Below are 17,278 nucleotides of genomic sequence, written 5' to 3'. Positions count from 1 at the left end.
GGTGGCTCAGTCCTGCCCCGTGTTGGCTTGAACCGATTGCTCGGCGGGCGATCCACCCGGGGTGAGCCCGAGCAGCCCCCCGCACCTGCGCATACTTCTCGGTCAGCCGGGTACGGGTCGCCGGTTCCAGCACGGCGAGGCGGTCCGGGTCGGCGTTGTGCGCCAGGTCGGACTCCTTGATCAGCAGTGCGCCCGGGGTGTCGAGGATGCGCCGGGTGTAGGAAGCGAGGTCCTCGCCGTCACGTTTGGTGACGGCGAGGACCATGTCCTTGACCCGCTGCGGCAGCGCGGCACCGGCCAGCCACTCCTGCGACAGCGCGTCGTCCTCGACCGCGTCGTGCAGCCAGGCCGCGGCGATCTGTTCGTCGCTGCCGCCCCTGATCCGCACGCCCTCGGCGACCGCGGCGAGATGCTCGGTGTACGGGCGTCCCGCTTTGTCCCGCTGGTCGGCGTGGGCCTCGCGGGCGATCGCCTCGATTTCGGCCAAGGTCAGCCGTGCGCGTGGTGTGGGCATGGCCCGACTCTACGGACGCGCGGCCGTCCCGCGCAGGGCGGCCCGGGCCGGGACCGTCACGGCGGCCAGGCCGAGTCCGATGGTCGCGGCGAGGAAGGACATGTACAACGCCGGTGGGATGTAAGGCGATTCGCCCGTGAGTCCCTTCACCATCGGGACCAGAGTGGCCAGTGCGATGGCGGTGCCGAGCGCGGCGCCGACGACCGTGACGAGCAGCGCCTCCCAGCGGATCATCCCCATGACCTGGCGGCGGGTGGAGCCGACGAGCCGCAGCATGGTCAGTTCGCGGCGCCGGTCGAGGACGGTCATCACCAGGGTGTTGACCGCGGCGACGGCGGCGAATCCGCCGAGAACCGCGGCCATGGTGGTGTTGGCCCAGGCGTTGAGTTCACGGTTCTGGTCCTGCGCGGCGGCGTAACCGGTCCGGTCGGTGACCGTACCGAGCGCGGTGAGCTTCCGTGCGGCGGCGGGTGTGGCCCGTACCAGCAGGTCGGTGGCGTACGGCGAGGTGACATGGGCGCCGAGGTCGGCGGCGGGCAGTGTGACCAGACCGGTGCCCAGGCCGCGGCCGTAGACGGCGACGATCTTCGGAGCCGCCTTGGTGCCGTCCGGGAGGCGCAGGGCCAGCCGGTCGCCGGTGCCGACCTTCGCGGATCCGGCGAGCGTGGTGTCGATGGCGACGGTGCCGGGGCGCAGGCCGGTCAGCGATCCGGACCGGACGTCGAGGTCCTGGACCTCGGTGAGGTCCCGGCCGGAGCCGATGATCCCCTGGACGGAGGTGGTCTGGAGCCGCCGTTCCCCGCCCGATCCGGTGGGCACCAGGACGGAGCCGCGGAGCAGCCCGACGGCGGTCGTGACACCGGGTGTTGCGGCGGCCCGCTCGGTCGCGTCGGAAGCGAGTCCGGCCGGCGCGGAGACGATGTGGTCGGCGGTGATGGCGTCGCGCTGCTGGTGTGCGATCACCCGCTCCTCGCTGGTGTGCATGAAGACGAGCGTGCAGGAGAAGGCCATGGCGAGCACGATCGGGGTGATCGCGGAGGCCAGGCGGCGCGAGTTCGTCCGGGAGTTGGCGGCGGCCAGCGAGCCCGACGCGCCGGCGGCGCGCAGTGGGAAGCCGATGACGGCGGCGCAGATCCGGGCGATCAGCGGGCCGAGCAGGCCGACCGCGAGCATGAAGAACATGACGACGCCGAGTGCGGCGTTCGCCGCGTCCTCGCCGCTCGTGGACGCGGCGACGCCCGCGAAGGCCACGCCGCCGCCGAGAGCGGCGAGGCCGAGCGGGGTGCGGATCCAGCCGAACGGCGGGCGTTCCACCGCGGACTCGGCGAGGGCCAGCCCCGGCTTGGTCTTCGACGGTCGGCGGGCGGCGAAGTATCCGGCGCCCAGCGCGGTGAGCATCGTGGCGGCCGCGGTGACGGTCAGTGGCAGCCAGGACACCCGCAGCGCGACGGCTTCGGGGATGGCGCCCTTGTCCTGGAGCTGCCCGAACCACCAGTGGGCCAGGGCGATTCCGGGCAGGCAGCCGAGCACTCCGGCGAGCGGTGCGACGAGCAGGGATTCGGTGGCGATGGTGCGGCGCAGTTGGCGCGGGGTGGCGCCGATGGCGCGCAGCAGGGCGAACTCGCGGCTGCGCTGGCCGACGGAGAGGGCGACCGTACCGGCAGCGGTGAAGACGGCGACCGTGGTCGCGACGCCGCCGAAGGAGCCGCCGAGGCCCGCGAGGACTTCCTGGGCGCCCGCGAGACCTGCGTCCTCGACGCCTCCCCGGCCGTCACCGGTGTGGATCTTGGCCCCGGCGGTGTGGCCGACGGACTTGCGTACCTGCTCGGCGAGGGCGTCGGTGGAGGTGCCACGGGCGGCGAGCACGGCGATGGCGTCGACCCGGCCGGGGTGGCCGGAGAGCTGTACGGCCTGCCGGTCGGCGAACCAGACGGTGGCTTCGGTGGCGGTGGTGCCCGCGACACGGAACTCCCTTACGCCCGCAGGGGTGTCGAGGGTGATCTTCTCGCCGACCCGGGCCCCGGTGCCGGTGCCGGTGCCGGTGGGGACGACGACTTCGTCGGCCCCGGGTGCGGTGCCGGTGAGCAGCCGCGTGCCGGTGAGGGCGGTGGAACCCCAGCCGTGTGCGGTGAGGAGGGTGTCGTCCTGTCGTACGGGGTAGCCAACGTCCCCGATCGCGGCTGCGGCGCCGGGGACCGAGGCGACCTTGCCCACCAGGGATTCGGGGAGCCTCGCGGTCCCCGGTAGGGGTGTGGCGGCGTCGTACTTCCCGTCGCCCCTGCCGACCGTCGTATGGGCCTGCTGGTCGGCGGCGACGACCACGGGCGCCTTCGCGTAGCGCTGCGCCGGTACGGAGGCGCGCAGGCCGGTCTCCAGCAGGATGCCGCAGGCGGAGACGATCGCCGCGGCCAGCAGGAGCGCGACGAAGGTCCCGGCGAACGACGCGGGTTTGAAGCGGACGGCCGCGCGGGCGAGGCCGTTGGGGACGCGCGGGCTGAACATCAGGCTGCTGCTCCTGCGTGGGCGGGGGCGGTCTTGGCGGTCAGAGCGGTCATCCGGGCCGCGATCTGTGCGGCGCCGGCGCGCGGCAGGCTGTCCGCGATCGCGCCGTCGGCGAGGAAGAGCACCCGGTCGGCATAGGCGGCGGCCACCGGGTCGTGGGTGACCATGACGACGGTGGCGCCGAGGCTGTCCACCGCGTGCCGGAGAAGGGCGAGGATCTCGGCGGCGGTGGTGGTGTCGAGGGCGCCGGTCGGTTCGTCGGCGAAGACCACGTCGGGGCGGGTGACCAGGGCGCGGGCGACGGCGACGCGCTGCTGCTGGCCGCCGGAGAGCTGGCCGGGGCGGCGGTCGCCCTTGTCGCCGAGACCGACCCGGCCGAGCATCTCGGCGGCTTCGCGGCGGCTGCGGGCGGAGCCGGTGCGCTGTCCGGCCAGGCGCATGGGCAGGACGACGTTCTGCTCGACCGTGAGGGACGGGAGCAGGTTGAATGCCTGGAAGACGAAGCCGAGGCGGGTGCGGCGCAGCTCGGTGAGGCGGTTCTCGCTCATGCCGGTGATCTCGGTGCCGCCGAGGCGTACGGAGCCTTCGGTGGGACGGTCGAGTCCCGCCGCGCACTGCAGGAAGGTCGACTTCCCGGAGCCGGACGGACCCATGACCGCCGTGAAGCTGGAGCGCGGGAGGGCGAGGTCGATGCCCCTCAGGGCGTGGACGGCGGAGCCGCCGCGGCCGTACTGCCGACGGACGCCGCGCAGTTCGACGGCGAGGTCCGAGGGGCCGGGCCCGTGAGGGATGCCCGCCGTCGACTGCCTGTCCTGCGCGCCCTGCCTGGTGCGTCGCAGCCCCATGGTGTCCTGCCTTTCGGTTGCTCCCGGCCGGTCTTCCGGCCGGTATCCCGAACGTACGGATCACGGGCGGGTCGGGACCATGGCGGCTGCTGGCGGATCGGAGGTGGGGGAAACCCCAGGGTGCTGCCGGGGGCGGGCGGGCCCCGGGGCCGTCGAACGGGCGGACGGGCTTCGGGGCGCTGTCGGAGGCGGGACAGCGGTCGGGGGTACGCGGGTGGATCCCGGGCACTGCGGGAGGAACCGGTCCTCGGGTTGCCGGAGTCATAGTTGCAACGTCAATCGTTCGGTAAACTAATTACTGACGATTCCTTGACGCTCTCTTGACTCATCGAAGGAACAGGCTCATCGGACACGCAGACACGCTCATCGCCATGGGCGGCGCCTTCCTCGCCGCCGCCGTCCTCGCCCGCGTCGGCAGCCGCATCGGACTGCCGACCATCCCCCTGTTCATCCTGGCCGGAATCCTGCTCGGCCCGCACACACCCGGCATCGTGCTCGTCGCCGACCCGCACGACCTGGAGATGCTCTCCGCGCTCGGCCTGGTGCTGCTGCTCTTCTATCTCGGCCTCGAATTCCATCTCGACGACCTCAAGGCCGGCGGCCGCAAGATGGCCGTCGCCGGCGGCACCTATCTCGCCCTGAACGTCGGCGCCGGGCTCGGCTTCGGCTTCGCGCTGGGCTGGGGCACCTCCGAAGCGCTGGTCCTCGCCGGTGTGCTCGGCATCTCGTCGTCGGCCATCGTCACCAAAGTCCTGGTCGATCTGGGCCGTATCGGCAATCCGGAGACCAAGCCGATCCTCGGCATCATCGTCGTCGAGGACGTGTTCCTCGCCCTCTACCTGGCCGCTCTCCAGCCGATCCTGTCGGGCGCCGAAAGCCTCTCCGCCGCGGCGGTCGACGGCGGCAAGGCCTTCGGCTTCCTGCTGCTGCTCGCCGTGATCGCCCGGTACGGCACCCGGGTCATCGGCAAGCTGATCAACACCCGTGACGACGAACTCCTCGTCATCTCCTTCCTCGGTGCCGCGGTGCTCGTGGCGGGAGTCTCGGAGTGGTTCGGGGTCGCGGACGCGATCGGCGCCTTCATGGTCGGCCTGATGCTCGGCAGCACGTCCTCCGGCGCCCGCATCCTCAAGCTGGTCCACCCGCTGCGGGACGCCTTCGGCGCGATCTTCTTCTTCGCCTTCGGCCTCTCCATCGACCCGGGCGACCTGCCGACCGTCCTGTGGCCGGTGCTGGCCGCCGTCGCGGCGACTCTCGCCATGAACGTCCTCGCCGGGATCGCCGCCGCCAAGGTGTACGCGTTCGGCCCGCAGGCCACCGCGAACATCTCCACCACCCTGGTGGCCCGCGGTGAATTCGCCCTGATCCTCGCCACGATGGCGGCGGCCGCGGGGCTGGACGAGCGGCTCTCCCCGTTCATCGCCGGATACGTACTCCTCCTCGCGGTCCTCGCACCGCTGGCCGCCGGACGGTCGCACTGGCTGGCCCGCGTCCTGCCGGGCGGGCGGGGCCGGGGTGAGGGCAGTGACAGCGACACCGGCGCCGGACAGATCTCGGTGCCTGCCTGAGACGACGGCCGGCAGGTCCGGGTCCCGGTACCACGCCGGGTACCCGGACCGGCCGGGGGCCGGGATCCGGTGAATGGCCGGCGTCCACCGGCGTACGCCCGGTCCGAGCCGCTTGCGCGGGGTTCAGGACCGACGTGACAGCAGCAGCAGCGCCCGGTCGTCGTTGACGTCCTTGGCGCATGCCTCGATCAGATGCCAGGCCGCGCCCTCGAAACCGGTGGCGACATAGCGGTCGGCCTCACCGGTCAGCCGGTCGATGCCCTCCGCGATGTCGCGGTCGGACGCCTCCACCAGGCCGTCCGTGAACAGCATCAGCACGTCGCCGGGGGCCAACGAACCCTTCACGGCGTCGAACTGCGCCCCGTCGTACACCCCGAGCAGCGGACCCTCCGCGACCTTCTCCTCCCACTGGCCGCTGCCCGAGTGCAGTTGCAGGGCCGGCGGGTGTCCCGCCGAGAGGAGTTCGTAGTCACCCGATTCGAGGTCCAGGACCAGATGGATCGAGGTGGCGAAACCCTCGTCCCAGTCCTGGCGCAGCAGATAGCCGTTGGCCGCCGGGAGGAAGCCGTGCGGGGGCAGCGAGCCGAGGAGCCCGCCGAAGGCACCGGACAGCAGCAGGGCGCGGGAGCCCGCGTCCATTCCCTTGCCGGAGACGTCGGTGAGGACGGCCTCCAGGGTGCGTCCGCCGTTGGTACGGGCGGCGACGACGAAGTCACCGGAGAAGGACTGCCCGCCCGCCGGGCGCAGCGCCATCTCGCGGTGCCAGCCCTGCGGCAGCCGGGGCAGGGCGCTCTGCACCCTGATGCGTTCGCGCAGGTCGAAGAGCATGGTGCCGCCGCGTCGCCACGGCACGCCGACCCTGGCCCGGAACTGGGCGAGGACCAGCCCGAAGAAGCCGCAGGCCGCGACCACCAGGACGATGCCGGGGGTCACCCGGGCCGGCCCGTCCTCGTACGGACCGAGTGCGAGCGACTCCACGATCAGGGCGGTGGCCGCGGTCGCGTACAGACCCAGCAGACTCGCGGGCCGCAGCAGCAGACCGCCCGCGACGATGGGCAGGACGAGCGCGGCCGGTGAGCACCACACCGGGTCGAACAGAGTCGCGCAGGTGATGGCAGGAATGGTGAGCAGCAGACCGGCCAGCGCGATCCAGTCCGAACCGTCGCCGCGGAAGTAGTCGACACCGGACTTGCGCAGCGCGATGCGTGCCCGGTGCGCCGATTTCCGCAATCGGGCCGGGTACGACTCTGCTCCTGCACGTCGGGCCATTGCGGGGACTTTATCCACCCGACGGCCTCCGGTGCAGGGGGACCCCGTGACAATGCGTTCGAAATCGGGTCGACCGGCCGCCGCGCCCCTGATAGGGATGGCCCATGACTACTGAGCTTCGCGTGTTGCAACCGTCCGAATGGAACGAATGGTTCGAGTGTCTGGAGCTCGCATTCGGCGGTGTGGCAGAGCCTCCCGAGCAGCGCGAGCTGGACGAACAACTGACCGAGCACGAGCGGTCGATCGGGATCTGGGACGGTTCCGACGTCGTCGCCACGGCGGGGGCGTTCAGCTTCCGGCTCGCCGTGCCCGGCGGGACGCTGGTGCCCGCCGCAGGGGTCACGATGGTGAGTGTCGCGTCCACCCATCGCAGGCGCGGGCTGCTGACCTCGATGATGCGTCGGCAGCTCGACGACTTCCGGGCACTGGGTGAGCCGATCGCCGTCCTGACGGCTTCGGAACCGGTGATCTACGGCCGGTTCGGGTACGGCGCGGCCTCGCGTCAGATGTCGTTGACGATCGACACGGACCGGGTGCGGCTGACGGTTCCGGAGGGCACGGACGAGGTCCGGCTGCGTCACGCGAAGCCGGACGAGGCGATGGCCGCGTGCGAGGCCGTGTACGACCGGCTGGTGGCCGGCCGGCCCGGCACACCGGCCCACGGCCCCGGCTGGGAACGCAAGCCGATGGTGGACCCGGTGAGTGCACGGCAGGGCGGTTCGGCGCAGCAGTGCGTGCTGGCGGAGCTGAACGGGCAGATCGTCGGCTATGTGACGTACCACATCAAGCCCGAGTGGGAGCCGTCCGGCCCCAAGGGCCAGGTGAAGGTGAACGACCTGGCCGCGCTCGACCCGGCGGCGTACGCGGCGCTGTGGCGGTTCCTCTTCGAGATCGATCTGACCTCGACGATCGACGCGCGCAACCGGCCGGTCGACGACGCGGTGCTGCACCTGGTGTCGGACGTGCGACGGTGCAACATCCTGATCCGGGACTGTCTGCACGTGCGGCTGGTGGAGCTGGGGGCGGCGCTGGAGGCGCGGGCGTACCGGGCGCCGGTGGACGTGGTGTTCGAGGTCGAGGACGCGTTCTGCCCCTGGAACGAGGGGCGTTGGCGGCTCACGTCCGACGCGCAGGGGACGGCGACCTGCCGTCGGACCGACGAGGCGGCCGACCTGGCGCTCTCGGTGAGGGAGTTGGGCTCGGTGTATCTGGGCGGCGAATCCCTCAGCTCGCTCGCCCTGGCCGGGCGGGTGCGGGAGTTGCGTGCGGGCGCGCTGGCGGAGGCGTCGCTGGCCTTCTCGTCGGACGCGGCGCCGTGGCTGCCGCGGGGGTTCTAGGGGCTCTCTAGGCCTTCTGGCATCCCGGGCACCAGAAGAGGTTGCGGGCGGCGAGATCGGCGGTGCGGATCTCGCCGCCACAGATGTGGCAGGCCTGCCGGGCCCTGCGGTACACGTACACCTCGCCGCCGTGGTCGTCGACCCGTGGCGGACGCCCCATCGCCTCCGGCGTGTGCTCGGGGCGGACCGTGTCGATCCGATTGTTCCGCACGCCCTCGCGCATCAGCATCGCCAGGTCGGCCCAGATCGCGTCCCACTGCGCACGCCCGAGGTCCTTGCCCGGCCGGTACGGGTCGATCCCGTGCCGGAACAGCACCTCGGCCCGGTACACATTGCCGACCCCCGCGATGACCTTCTGGTCCATCAGCAGGGCCGCGACGGTGATCCGGCTGCGGGAGATCCGCCGCCACGCCCGCTCACCGTCCTCGTCCGTCCGCAGAGGGTCCGGGCCGAGCCGGTCGTGTATCGCGCGCTTCTCGGGATCGGTGATCAGCGCACACGTGGTGGGACCGCGCAGATCCGCGTGGTGGTCGTCGTTCACCAGGCGCAGCCGGACCGTGTCGGTGGGCGGCGGTGCCGGGGCCGTACCGAAGCCGAGCTTGCCGAAGAGGCCCAGGTGGATGTGGACCCAGCCGGCGTCCTCGAACCCGAGGAAGAGGTGCTTGCCGTGGGCGTCGACGCCGGTGAACGTCCGGCCGTCGAGCAGCGCGGCGCTGTCGGAGAACTTGCCCTGCGGGCTGCTCACCCGCACCGGCCGCCCGGCGAACCTGTCCCGGTGGTCCGCCGCCAGGCGGTGGATCGTGTGTCCCTCGGGCACGACGGCTGCTCTCCTCGATGGCGTGCGGACGTGGTGACGTGCGCAAACGGCTGTGCCGCCGGGAGTACCGGCGGCACAGGGACGGAAGCCGGTCAGCCCTGCTGCGGGTGGTGGGCCGGGATCGGGGGGAGCTCGCCGGTCGTCTCGTACGCCGTGAGCATCTCGATCCGGCGGGTGTGACGCTCCTCACCCGAGTACGGGGTGGCGAGGAAGACCTCGACGAACTTGGTGGACTCCTCCACCGAGTGCATCCGGCCACCGATGGCGACCACATTGGCGTTGTTGTGCTCGCGGCCCAGCGCGGCCGTCTGCTCGCTCCAGGCGAGTGCCGCGCGCACTCCCTTGACCTTGTTGGCCGCGATCTGCTCGCCGTTGCCGGAGCCGCCGATCACGATGCCGAGGCTGTCCGGGTCCGCGGCCGTCCTCTCGGCGGCACGCAGACAGAACGGCGGGTAGTCGTCCTGGGCGTCGTAGATGTGGGGGCCACAGTCGACGGCCTCGTGGCCATGGGCCGTGAGCCACTCGACGAGGTGGTTCTTGAGTTCATAGCCGGCATGGTCCGAGCCGAGGTACACGCGCATGTTCCGAGTGTGGCACGAGCGTCGCCGGGTAACCGTCATCGGGGTCGGGACCCTCCGGCCCGTCCGCCCCGGCGGGCGGCGGGAGCCGCGTGCGGGCCTCCTGTGCGGGTGCCGTGTGGCCGACGCCACTCGGGCAGATTCGGAAGAAGGGGTTCCGCTTTTACGGTCCGGCGGGCTTCAATGCATCACTTGCCGCCGCACCCCACTCCGGCGGCGAGTCACGCACCGCGTGATCCGAGAACGTAAGGATTCGATCCATGACGTCGCAGACGACTCTGGCCGAGCCGGGCCACCAGCCCGAGAAGCCGGACCGGCCGAACGGGCCGGACACAACGGGCTCATCCGACGGACTCCAGGCAGGCCTCAAGAACCGCCATCTCTCGATGATCGCCATCGGCGGGGTGATCGGCGCGGGCCTCTTCGTGGGCTCCGGCGCCGGTATCGCCGCCGCGGGACCGGCCATCCTGCTGTCCTACGCCCTGGTCGGCCTGATGGTCGTCTTCGTGATGCGGATGCTCGGCGAGATGGCCGCGGCCCGCCCGAGCTCCGGCTCCTTCTCCGCCTACGCCGACCAGGCGCTGGGCCGCTGGGCCGGCTTCTCGATCGGCTGGCTGTACTGGTTCTTCTGGGTCGTGGTGCTCGCCGTCGAGGCGACGGCGGGTGCCAAGATCCTGGAGGGCTGGGTGCCGGGCGTCCCGCAGTGGGCGTGGGCGCTGATCGTGATGGTCGTACTGACCGCGACGAACCTGGTCTCGGTCGGCTCGTACGGCGAGTTCGAGTTCTGGTTCGCCGGGATCAAGGTCGTGGCGATCGGCGCCTTCGTGGTCGTCGGACTGCTCGCCGTCTTCGGGGTGCTGCCCGGCTCGGACAACCCCGGCGCGGGGCTCGCGCACCTCACCGACACCGGCGGGTTCTTCCCCCAGGGACCCGGCGCCATCCTCACCGGTGTGCTGATGGTCGTCTTCTCCTTCATGGGCAGTGAGATCGTCACGCTGGCGGCCGGCGAGTCCGAGAACCCGCAGCGCGCCGTCCAGAAGGCCACCAACAGCGTGATCTGGCGGATCGCCGTCTTCTACCTGGGCTCGATCTTCATCGTGCTCACCCTGCTGCCGTGGAACGACAAGTCGATCGTGAAGGACGGCAGCTACGTCGCCGCCCTCAACTCCATCGGCATTCCGCACGCCGGCCAGGTGATGAACGTCATCGTCCTCACCGCCGTGCTGTCCTGCCTCAACTCCGGCCTCTACACCGCCTCGCGGATGGCCTTCTCGCTCGGTGGCCGCGGGGACGCTCCCAAGGCCTTCGCCCGGGTGAACAAGCGGGGCGTGCCGCAGGCGGCGATCCTCTCGTCCGTCGTCTTCGGCTTCGTCGCCGTGTTCTTCAACTACCAGTGGCCCGACACCGTCTTCCAGTTCCTGCTGAACTCCTCCGGTGCGGTCGCCCTGTTCGTCTGGCTGGTCATCTGCTTCACGCAGCTGCGGATGCGCGGCATGATCCTGCGCGAGTCGCCGGAGAAGCTGGTCGTGCGGATGTGGCTCTTCCCGTATCTGACCTGGGCGACCATCGCGATGATCTCGTTCGTCCTCGTCTACATGCTGACCGACGACGGCGGACGCGAGCAGGTGCTGCTCTCCCTGCTCGTCGCGGCGCTGGTGGTGGCGATCTCGCTGGTGCGTGAGGTCCGTCAGCGGAAGGCACGTGCCTGAGGCCGTCGGCCGTATCCATACCTGACGGCAGATGTCAGGTATAGCGGGGAGGCTCTCCGTCGTAACGCCACCGAGCGAACGACCGGAGAGCCTCCTCATGACATCCGCCCCCGCCCGCGTCCCCACCGGTTTCCAGACCGGCTTCTCCGTCCGTCCCGACCTCGTCGTCGAGGCCGCCCATGCCGAGGACGTACGGACCGCCGTGGCCGACGCCGCCGCGCGCGGCCTGCCCGTCCGCGTCCACGCCACCGGCCACGGGCTGTCCGGGGCCGTCGAGGGCGGGCTGCTGATCAGCACCCGCCGGATGGACTCCGTCGAGATCGACCCGGTGCGCCGCACCGCACGCATCGGCGCGGGCGTCACCTGGGGCCAGGTCATCGAGGCCGCCGCACCGCACGGGCTCGCCCCGCTGAACGGCTCCGCACCGGGCGTCGGCGCCGTCTCGTACACCCTCGGCGGCGGGCTCCCGATCCTGGCCAGGGAGTTCGGCTACGCCGCCGACCGGGTCCGCTCGCTCGACGTGGTGACCGCCGACGGCGCACTGCGCCACGTCTCCCCGCACAGCGAGCCCGAACTCTTCTGGGCGCTGCGCGGCGGCGGGCACCGGCTCGGTGTCGTGACCCGCATGGAGGTCGACCTGGTAGAGGTCGGGCGGCTGTACGGCGGGTCGATCGCCTTCGACGGGGACGGAGAGGGGTCCGGGGCCGGGGCCGGGGTCGGTGACCGCGTGATCCGCCGCTATCTGGAGTGGACCCGGACCGTTCCCGACACGCTGACGTCCTCACTGTCCGCGCTGCGGTTCCCCGACAGCCCCCGACTGCCGGAGCCGATGCGCGGCCGGTACGTGATCTCGGTGCGGGTCGCGTACACCGGCGAAACGGCCGGGGGCGAGCGGCTGGTCGCGCCGCTGCGGGCGATCGGGCCCGCGCTCACGGACTCGCTGCGGGAGATGCCGTACACCGACAGCCACACCATTCACAACGATCCACCGTTCCCGCACGCCTACTACGGCGACGCCGTGGTGCTCGGCGATCTGGACGCGGGGCGTGCCGTGCGCACGCTGGAGCTGACCGGACCGAAGGCGCCGATGATGACCGTGGTCCAGCTCAACCACCTGGGCGGCGCGCTGGCCGCGCGGCCGGCCGTCGACAACGCGGTGCCGTACCGGGAGGCCGGATTCCTGCTGCGGCTGCTGTCGCCGCTCGACGGTACGGACGTGGCGTCGGTACGGGCCCTGTACGCGGAGGTGGCCGGGGCGCTCGCCCCGCTCGCCCTGGGCCGTTCACTGAACTTCTCCTTCGGCGGAGGGGACCGCACCGAGGGATTCCACGACGCGCGGACACGGCAGAGGCTCGCCGGTCTGGTGTCGCGACACGACCCGGCGAGCCTCTTCGGAGGGAGCTACGGCATCAGCCGCGACGGCCGATGAGCTTCCAGGCCGCGGGCAGCGCGCCCATCGCCAGCGCCGCCTTCAGCGCGTCACCGAGCAGGAACGGCACCAGGCCGGCCGCGATCGCGGCGCTCGCCGACATGCCGGTGGACAGCGCCAGGTACGGGACGCCGACCGCGTAGATGATCGCGGAGCCGACCACCATCGTGCCCGCCGTGCGCAGCACGGAGCGGTCGCCGCCGCGGCGGGCGAGGCCGCCGACCACGGTGGCGGCGAGCAGCATGCCGAGGACGTAGCCGAACGAGGGGAAGCTAGCGCCGGAGGTGCCCTCGGAGAACCAGGGCATGCCCGCCATGCCGACGAGCGCGTACACGGCGAGCGAGAGGAAGCCGCGGCGGGCGCCCAGCGCGGTGCCGACGAGGAGCGCGGCGAACGTCTGGCCGGTGACGGGGACCGGGGAGCCGGGGACCGGGACCGCGATCTGGGCGGCGATACCGGTGAGCGCGGCGCCACCGAGGACCAGGGCCGTGTCGACGGCGTAACGGTGCCGGGCGGCGGGCAGCAGGTCGGCGAGGACCGCTCCGGTACGGGCAGGGACGGCGGCAGCAGTGCTCATCGGGACTCCGCGGGGTGAGGGCAGGTGGGGGACAGACTGAGGCCGACGTTAGCCCACGGGTCAACGCCCGATCACCGTCAGTGGCCCACAAAGCGATGGCCGAGGCGTTGGTGGGATTCAGACAAAGGAGCTCACGCAATCACGCGGCGGCGTGATGCTCATCACTGAGGTGAGGGCGGATCGGCTCGTATTCTGCGAGGGGGGACGCCCGGGAGAGACTGTAGGTTCCCGCCAAAAGGAGGGCCGCCCACGGGCCGCATCCCCGCCCGCCGGGGACTGTTCCCGCATCCCCGGAGCCGTTTCCGGCCCGCCGGGGGCACGCGTCCGAACCGCCCGGGATCCCTCCCGGGCATCGCCGCGTGCCCGGGTGTGCACCTTGTGTGAGCATCGTGCCCGTAATGCGGACAGTGGTTCCCCGTGGGCGGAGTGCGTGCTCAGACTGTCCGCGCAGGTCCCCCACGCCCCCCACCCGCGCTCCATCCCTCCACGTCCCCGCACGGCCCCCGCGTGCGCCGTGCCTCCCCTACCGAACAGAGCTCGTCCATGTCTCGGAACACCGCGTCTCCCCCCACCGGCTCCCCGGTCGCCGTCTCCGGCACCGGGGACGATTCGGCGCTCACCCACGGACTCAAGCAGCGCCACCTCTCGATGATCGCCCTCGGTGGTGTCATCGGCGCCGGGCTCTTCGTCGGCTCGGGTGCGGGTATCGCCGCCGCGGGCCCGTCGATCGTCGTCGCGTACGCCGTCTCCGGGCTGCTGGTCATGCTCGTGATGCGGATGCTCGGCGAGATGTCCGCCGCGAACCCGGCCTCCGGTTCCTTCTCCGTCCACGCGGAGCGGGCGATCGGGCCGTGGGCGGGGTTCACCGTGGGCTGGGCGTTCTGGGTGCTGCTCTGTGTCGCCGTCGGTCTGGAGGGCATCGGCGCCGCGAAGATCGTCACCGGCTGGCTGCCCGGCACACCGGAGTGGGCCTGGGTCGCGCTGTTCATGGTGGTCTTCCTGGGCACGAACCTGGCCTCGGTGAAGAAGTTCGGCGAGTTCGAGTTCTGGTTCGCCACCCTCAAGGTCGTGGCGATCACCCTCTTCCTGGTGCTGGGCGTGCTGGCGATCCTGGGTGTGCTGCCGGGCACGGACGCCCCCGGCGCCACCAACCTCAGGGGCGAGGGCGGCTTCATGCCGAACGGCGCCGAGGGCCTGGTGATCGGGCTGCTCGCCTCCGTCTTCGCATACGGCGGTCTGGAGACCGTCACCATCGCCGCGGCCGAGTCCGAGAACCCGGTGCGGGGCGTCGCGAAGGCCGTGCGGACGGCGATGTGGCGGATCGCGCTCTTCTACGTCGGCTCGATGGCCGTCGTCGTCACCCTGGTCCCGTGGGACGACCCGAAGGTCGTGGAGGTGGGCCCGTTCTACGCGGCTCTGAACCACCTCGGCATCAGCGGCGCGGCGGAGATCATGAACGTGGTCATCCTGGTCGCCCTGCTCTCCGCGATGAACGCCAACATCTACGGCGCCTCGCGCATGGCCTGTTCGCTGGTCGCCCGCGGCCAGGGTCCCAAGCGGCTCGGCAGGATCTCCTCGGGCGTCCCGCGCGCGGCCGTCCTGGTCTCGTCCGTGTTCGGCTTCCTGTGCGTGCTGCTCAGCTACTGGCGGCCCGATGACGTCTTCCCGTGGCTTCTCAACATGATCGGCGCGGTGATCCTGGTCGTCTGGATCTTCATCGCCCTCTCCCAGCTGATCCTGCGCGACCGGCTGGAACGCGAGGCACCGGAGAAGCTGGTCGTACGGATGTGGCTCTTCCCGGTCCTGACGGTCGTGGCGCTCCTGGCCATGCTCGGCATCTTCGTCCTGATGCTGCGCCAGCCCGGCACGCGTGACCAGCTGTTGGCGTCCGGCGCCCTGACCGTCGTACTGGCGGCGATCGGTCTCGTACGGCAGCGGCGGTCCGCGGCCGTCAAGGGCTGACGCCGGGCGCGCACGGCACGTTGAGGGAGAGCAGCGCACCGCCCTGCTCCCCGATCCGGATCTCGCTGACCGCACCGTTGCGCAATTGCGGGAAGACCCTGCGGTAGGCGCCCAGCGGGATCGACAGCAGTTCGCACAGCGCGAGCCGGAGCAGGGTGTTGTGCGCGACGACGAGGACCCGCTGCCCCGGGTGCCCGTCCGCGATCCGGCGCAGCGCCATCGCCCCCCGGGCCGCCGCCGCCCGGGGGTCCTCGGCCCCGGGGAAGGGGTGGGCCACCGGGTCCGCGCGGTACTGCCGGGCCCGCTCCGGATCCCCGGCCGCGAACTCCGTCAGAGTGCGCCCCTCCACCTCGCCGAAATCGCACTCGCGCAGGTCGTATTCGCGCCGGGGGACGAGCCCGAGCGCCCGGCACGCGGGCTCCGCGGTCTCGATGGCGCGCGTGACCGTCGAGGTCCAGATCGCGTCGACCGGGTGCCGGGCCGCCCACTCGCCCAGCCGCTCGGCCTGGCGGCGCCCTTCGTCGGTGAGGGCGATGTCGCTGACCCCGGCGTATCGGTTCTCCGCGTGCCAGACGGTCTGGCCGTGGCGGACGAGCAGCAGAGCGGCCGGTCTCCCGGTCATGGCTTCTCCGTTCGGGTACGGGCGGTCATGGCTTCTCCGTTCGGGTACGGGCGGGCCGGGGTGTCGCCGAACGACCAGGGGTGGATCACGGCTTCTCCGATCAGGTCCGGCCGGATCACGACGCCTGGGCCCGCGTACGGGCATGGGCGGCGACCGGGCCCGGGAGCCAGCCCCGTCGCTCCAGTTCGTCCACCAGCGTGAGGTACGGCTCGGTGTACCACGCCGTACGCGCCGGATGCGGGCGCAGTACGTGCCGCAACCGCACCATCCGGCCCGCCGCCCCCTGCAGCGTGGTCGTGGCCCGCGCCCCGTACGCGGCGAGGACGGCCATGCCGAGCGCCGGCTCGCTGTACCGCGGGATGTACACGGGCCGGCCCAGGATGTCGGAGCGCAGCCGGCTCCAGTAGCCGCTGCGGACCGCTCCGCCGGTGAGGGTGAGCCGGCCGTACAGCTGGGCGCCGAGCAGGTCGAGGTAGTCGAGGCAGAGCCGTTCGACCAGGCCCACCCCGGTCAGCAGGGCGGCCCAGTGCTCGGCTTCGGTGGCGGGCTCGCCGAGCAGGAAGCCGGTGGCCTCCGGCGCGACGAAGGGGAAGCGCTCGCCCGGCGCGGCGAGGGGGTACGCGACCACGCGCGCGGGCTCGTACTCGCGGGCCGACGCGTCCATCCGCGCCGGGTCCACGCCCGGGAAGGCGGCGGTCAGCGCCCCGCCGCCCACCCCCGAGGCCCCGCCCGGAAGCCAGAGCCCGTCCGGAGCCCGGTGGTTGTAGACGACCCCGGACCCGTCCGCGACCGGCGACGAGGTCACCCCCTTCAGGACCAGCGTCGTACCGAGCACCGCGTTCCAGGAGCCCACGGTGAGTGCGCCGGAGGCGATCTGCGCCGCGCACCCGTCCGTCATCCCCGACACCAGGAGCGTGCCCGCCGGAATCCCGGTCTCCGCCGCTGCCGCCCGCCCCACCTCACCGATCCGCCGGCCCGGCCGCACCACGTCGGGGAACAGCCCGTCGGGCAGGCCCAGCTCGCCGAACCTCCGGTGCGGCCAGGCATCGCGTTCCAGGTCGTAGCCGGTCTTCAGGGCATGGCTGGAGTCGGTGGGCAGAGGAGTCCCGGCGAGCCGCGCCAGCACCAGGTCGGCCTGGTGCATGACCCGTACGCCGTCACCCGCCCCTGTCCCGTACTCCTTCAGCAGCCACATCACCTTGGGCAGCGCCCAGCTCGGCGGGGTCCGGGCCGTGGCCGCCTCCGTCACGGCGCGCCCGTCGTCGTACATCACCCCCGGGGTCAGCGGCCGGCCGGTCCGGTCGCCGAGCAGCACCGTGCCGGAGGTGGCGCAGACGGCGAGCGCACGCGGCGCGGGGCAGTCGCGCAGCGCCTGGCGGCTGGCCGTGCAGACGGCCGTCCACCAGTCGAGGGGGCTCTGCTCGTGCCGCACCCCGTCGCGTCTACCGGCGAGCGGGGCAGAGCCGCTGCCGAGGATCTCACCACGGTCTCCCGCCACCACCGCGCGGACGCTCTGCGTGCCGAGATCGATGCCCATCCACATATCGGC

At 72.1% G+C, this 17,278-nt stretch carries 13 protein-coding genes and 1 pseudogene; 5 read left to right on the top strand and 9 right to left on the bottom strand.

Annotation, left to right across the window (positions count from 1 at the left end):
- Positions 1–6 precede the first annotated feature (6 nt).
- The 3 genes and pseudogenes from ACIOHC_RS02140 to ACIOHC_RS02130 form a co-directional block, all read right to left on the bottom strand.
- Positions 7–514, bottom strand: a pseudogene (locus tag ACIOHC_RS02140) (HD domain-containing protein).
- 9 nt (positions 515–523) lie between these two features.
- Positions 524–3,016: an ABC transporter permease gene (locus ACIOHC_RS02135; protein ID WP_401840986.1), complete on the bottom strand. Its 2,493-nt coding sequence runs from the start codon at positions 3,014–3,016 to the stop codon at positions 524–526.
- Positions 3,016–3,861, bottom strand: a complete 846-nt coding sequence (locus ACIOHC_RS02130) for an ABC transporter ATP-binding protein (RefSeq protein ID WP_401840983.1) — start codon at positions 3,859–3,861, stop codon at positions 3,016–3,018. The genes ACIOHC_RS02135 and ACIOHC_RS02130 overlap by 1 nt, the downstream gene beginning before the upstream one ends.
- A gap of 371 nt (positions 3,862–4,232) precedes the next feature.
- Here ACIOHC_RS02130 and ACIOHC_RS02125 point away from each other — a divergent pair, with 371 nt between their 5' ends.
- Positions 4,233–5,429, top strand: coding sequence for a cation:proton antiporter (locus ACIOHC_RS02125; protein ID WP_365689532.1), 1,197 nt, complete (start codon positions 4,233–4,235; stop codon positions 5,427–5,429).
- Between the two features lie 123 nt (positions 5,430–5,552).
- On the opposite strand, the gene ACIOHC_RS02120 is transcribed toward ACIOHC_RS02125, so the two are convergent.
- On the bottom strand, positions 5,553–6,698 hold the full coding sequence (locus ACIOHC_RS02120) for a PP2C family protein-serine/threonine phosphatase (protein WP_351078391.1): 1,146 nt from the start codon (positions 6,696–6,698) through the stop codon (positions 5,553–5,555).
- A gap of 104 nt (positions 6,699–6,802) precedes the next feature.
- Between ACIOHC_RS02120 and ACIOHC_RS02115 the strand changes: the two genes are divergently transcribed.
- On the top strand, positions 6,803–8,035 hold the full coding sequence (locus ACIOHC_RS02115) for a GNAT family N-acetyltransferase (RefSeq protein ID WP_351078388.1): 1,233 nt from the start codon (positions 6,803–6,805) through the stop codon (positions 8,033–8,035).
- Between the two features lie 7 nt (positions 8,036–8,042).
- Here the strand turns inward: ACIOHC_RS02115 and ACIOHC_RS02110 are convergent, their stop codons facing one another.
- Both ACIOHC_RS02110 and ACIOHC_RS02105 read right to left on the bottom strand, forming a co-directional pair.
- Complete coding sequence (locus ACIOHC_RS02110) at positions 8,043–8,852, bottom strand: DNA-formamidopyrimidine glycosylase family protein (protein WP_351078387.1); 810 nt, start codon at positions 8,850–8,852, stop codon at positions 8,043–8,045.
- A 92-nt stretch (positions 8,853–8,944) separates the two neighbouring features.
- Positions 8,945–9,433, bottom strand: a complete 489-nt coding sequence (locus tag ACIOHC_RS02105; RefSeq protein ID WP_351078384.1) for a ribose-5-phosphate isomerase — start codon at positions 9,431–9,433, stop codon at positions 8,945–8,947.
- A 257-nt stretch (positions 9,434–9,690) separates the two neighbouring features.
- On the opposite strand from ACIOHC_RS02105, the gene ACIOHC_RS02100 reads away from it, so the two are divergent.
- A complete protein-coding gene (locus ACIOHC_RS02100; RefSeq protein ID WP_351078383.1) occupies positions 9,691–11,139 on the top strand; it encodes an amino acid permease in 1,449 nt (482 codons plus the stop codon).
- A gap of 97 nt (positions 11,140–11,236) precedes the next feature.
- Positions 11,237–12,568 carry an FAD-binding oxidoreductase gene (locus ACIOHC_RS02095; protein WP_351078382.1) on the top strand — a complete coding sequence of 444 codons (1,332 nt, stop codon included), beginning with the start codon at positions 11,237–11,239 and terminating at the stop codon, positions 12,566–12,568.
- Here ACIOHC_RS02095 and ACIOHC_RS02090 read toward each other — a convergent pair.
- Entirely contained in the window at positions 12,549–13,145 is a 597-nt protein-coding gene (locus tag ACIOHC_RS02090) for a biotin transporter BioY (protein ID WP_351078380.1), read from the bottom strand. The genes ACIOHC_RS02095 and ACIOHC_RS02090 overlap by 20 nt on opposite strands.
- 543 nt (positions 13,146–13,688) lie before the next feature.
- On the opposite strand from ACIOHC_RS02090, the gene ACIOHC_RS02085 reads away from it, so the two are divergent.
- Positions 13,689–15,107, top strand: coding sequence for an amino acid permease (locus ACIOHC_RS02085; RefSeq protein WP_351078378.1), 1,419 nt, complete (start codon positions 13,689–13,691; stop codon positions 15,105–15,107).
- Here ACIOHC_RS02085 and ACIOHC_RS02080 read toward each other — a convergent pair.
- Positions 15,097–15,729 carry a histidine phosphatase family protein gene (locus ACIOHC_RS02080; protein ID WP_351078375.1) on the bottom strand — a complete coding sequence of 211 codons (633 nt, stop codon included), beginning with the start codon at positions 15,727–15,729 and terminating at the stop codon, positions 15,097–15,099. The two genes, ACIOHC_RS02085 and ACIOHC_RS02080, sit on opposite strands and share 11 nt — an antisense overlap.
- Before the next feature lie 115 nt (positions 15,730–15,844).
- Positions 15,845–17,272 carry an FGGY family carbohydrate kinase gene (locus ACIOHC_RS02075; RefSeq protein ID WP_351078373.1) on the bottom strand — a complete coding sequence of 476 codons (1,428 nt, stop codon included), beginning with the start codon at positions 17,270–17,272 and terminating at the stop codon, positions 15,845–15,847.
- Between the last annotated feature and the right edge of the window lie 6 nt (positions 17,273–17,278).

Source organism: Streptomyces sp. NPDC088252 (assembly GCF_044740965.1).
Classification (GTDB): domain Bacteria; phylum Actinomycetota; class Actinomycetes; order Streptomycetales; family Streptomycetaceae; genus Streptomyces.
Note: the sequence above shows the minus strand (reverse complement) of the source record. Positions and strands in the feature narration are given on the sequence as shown.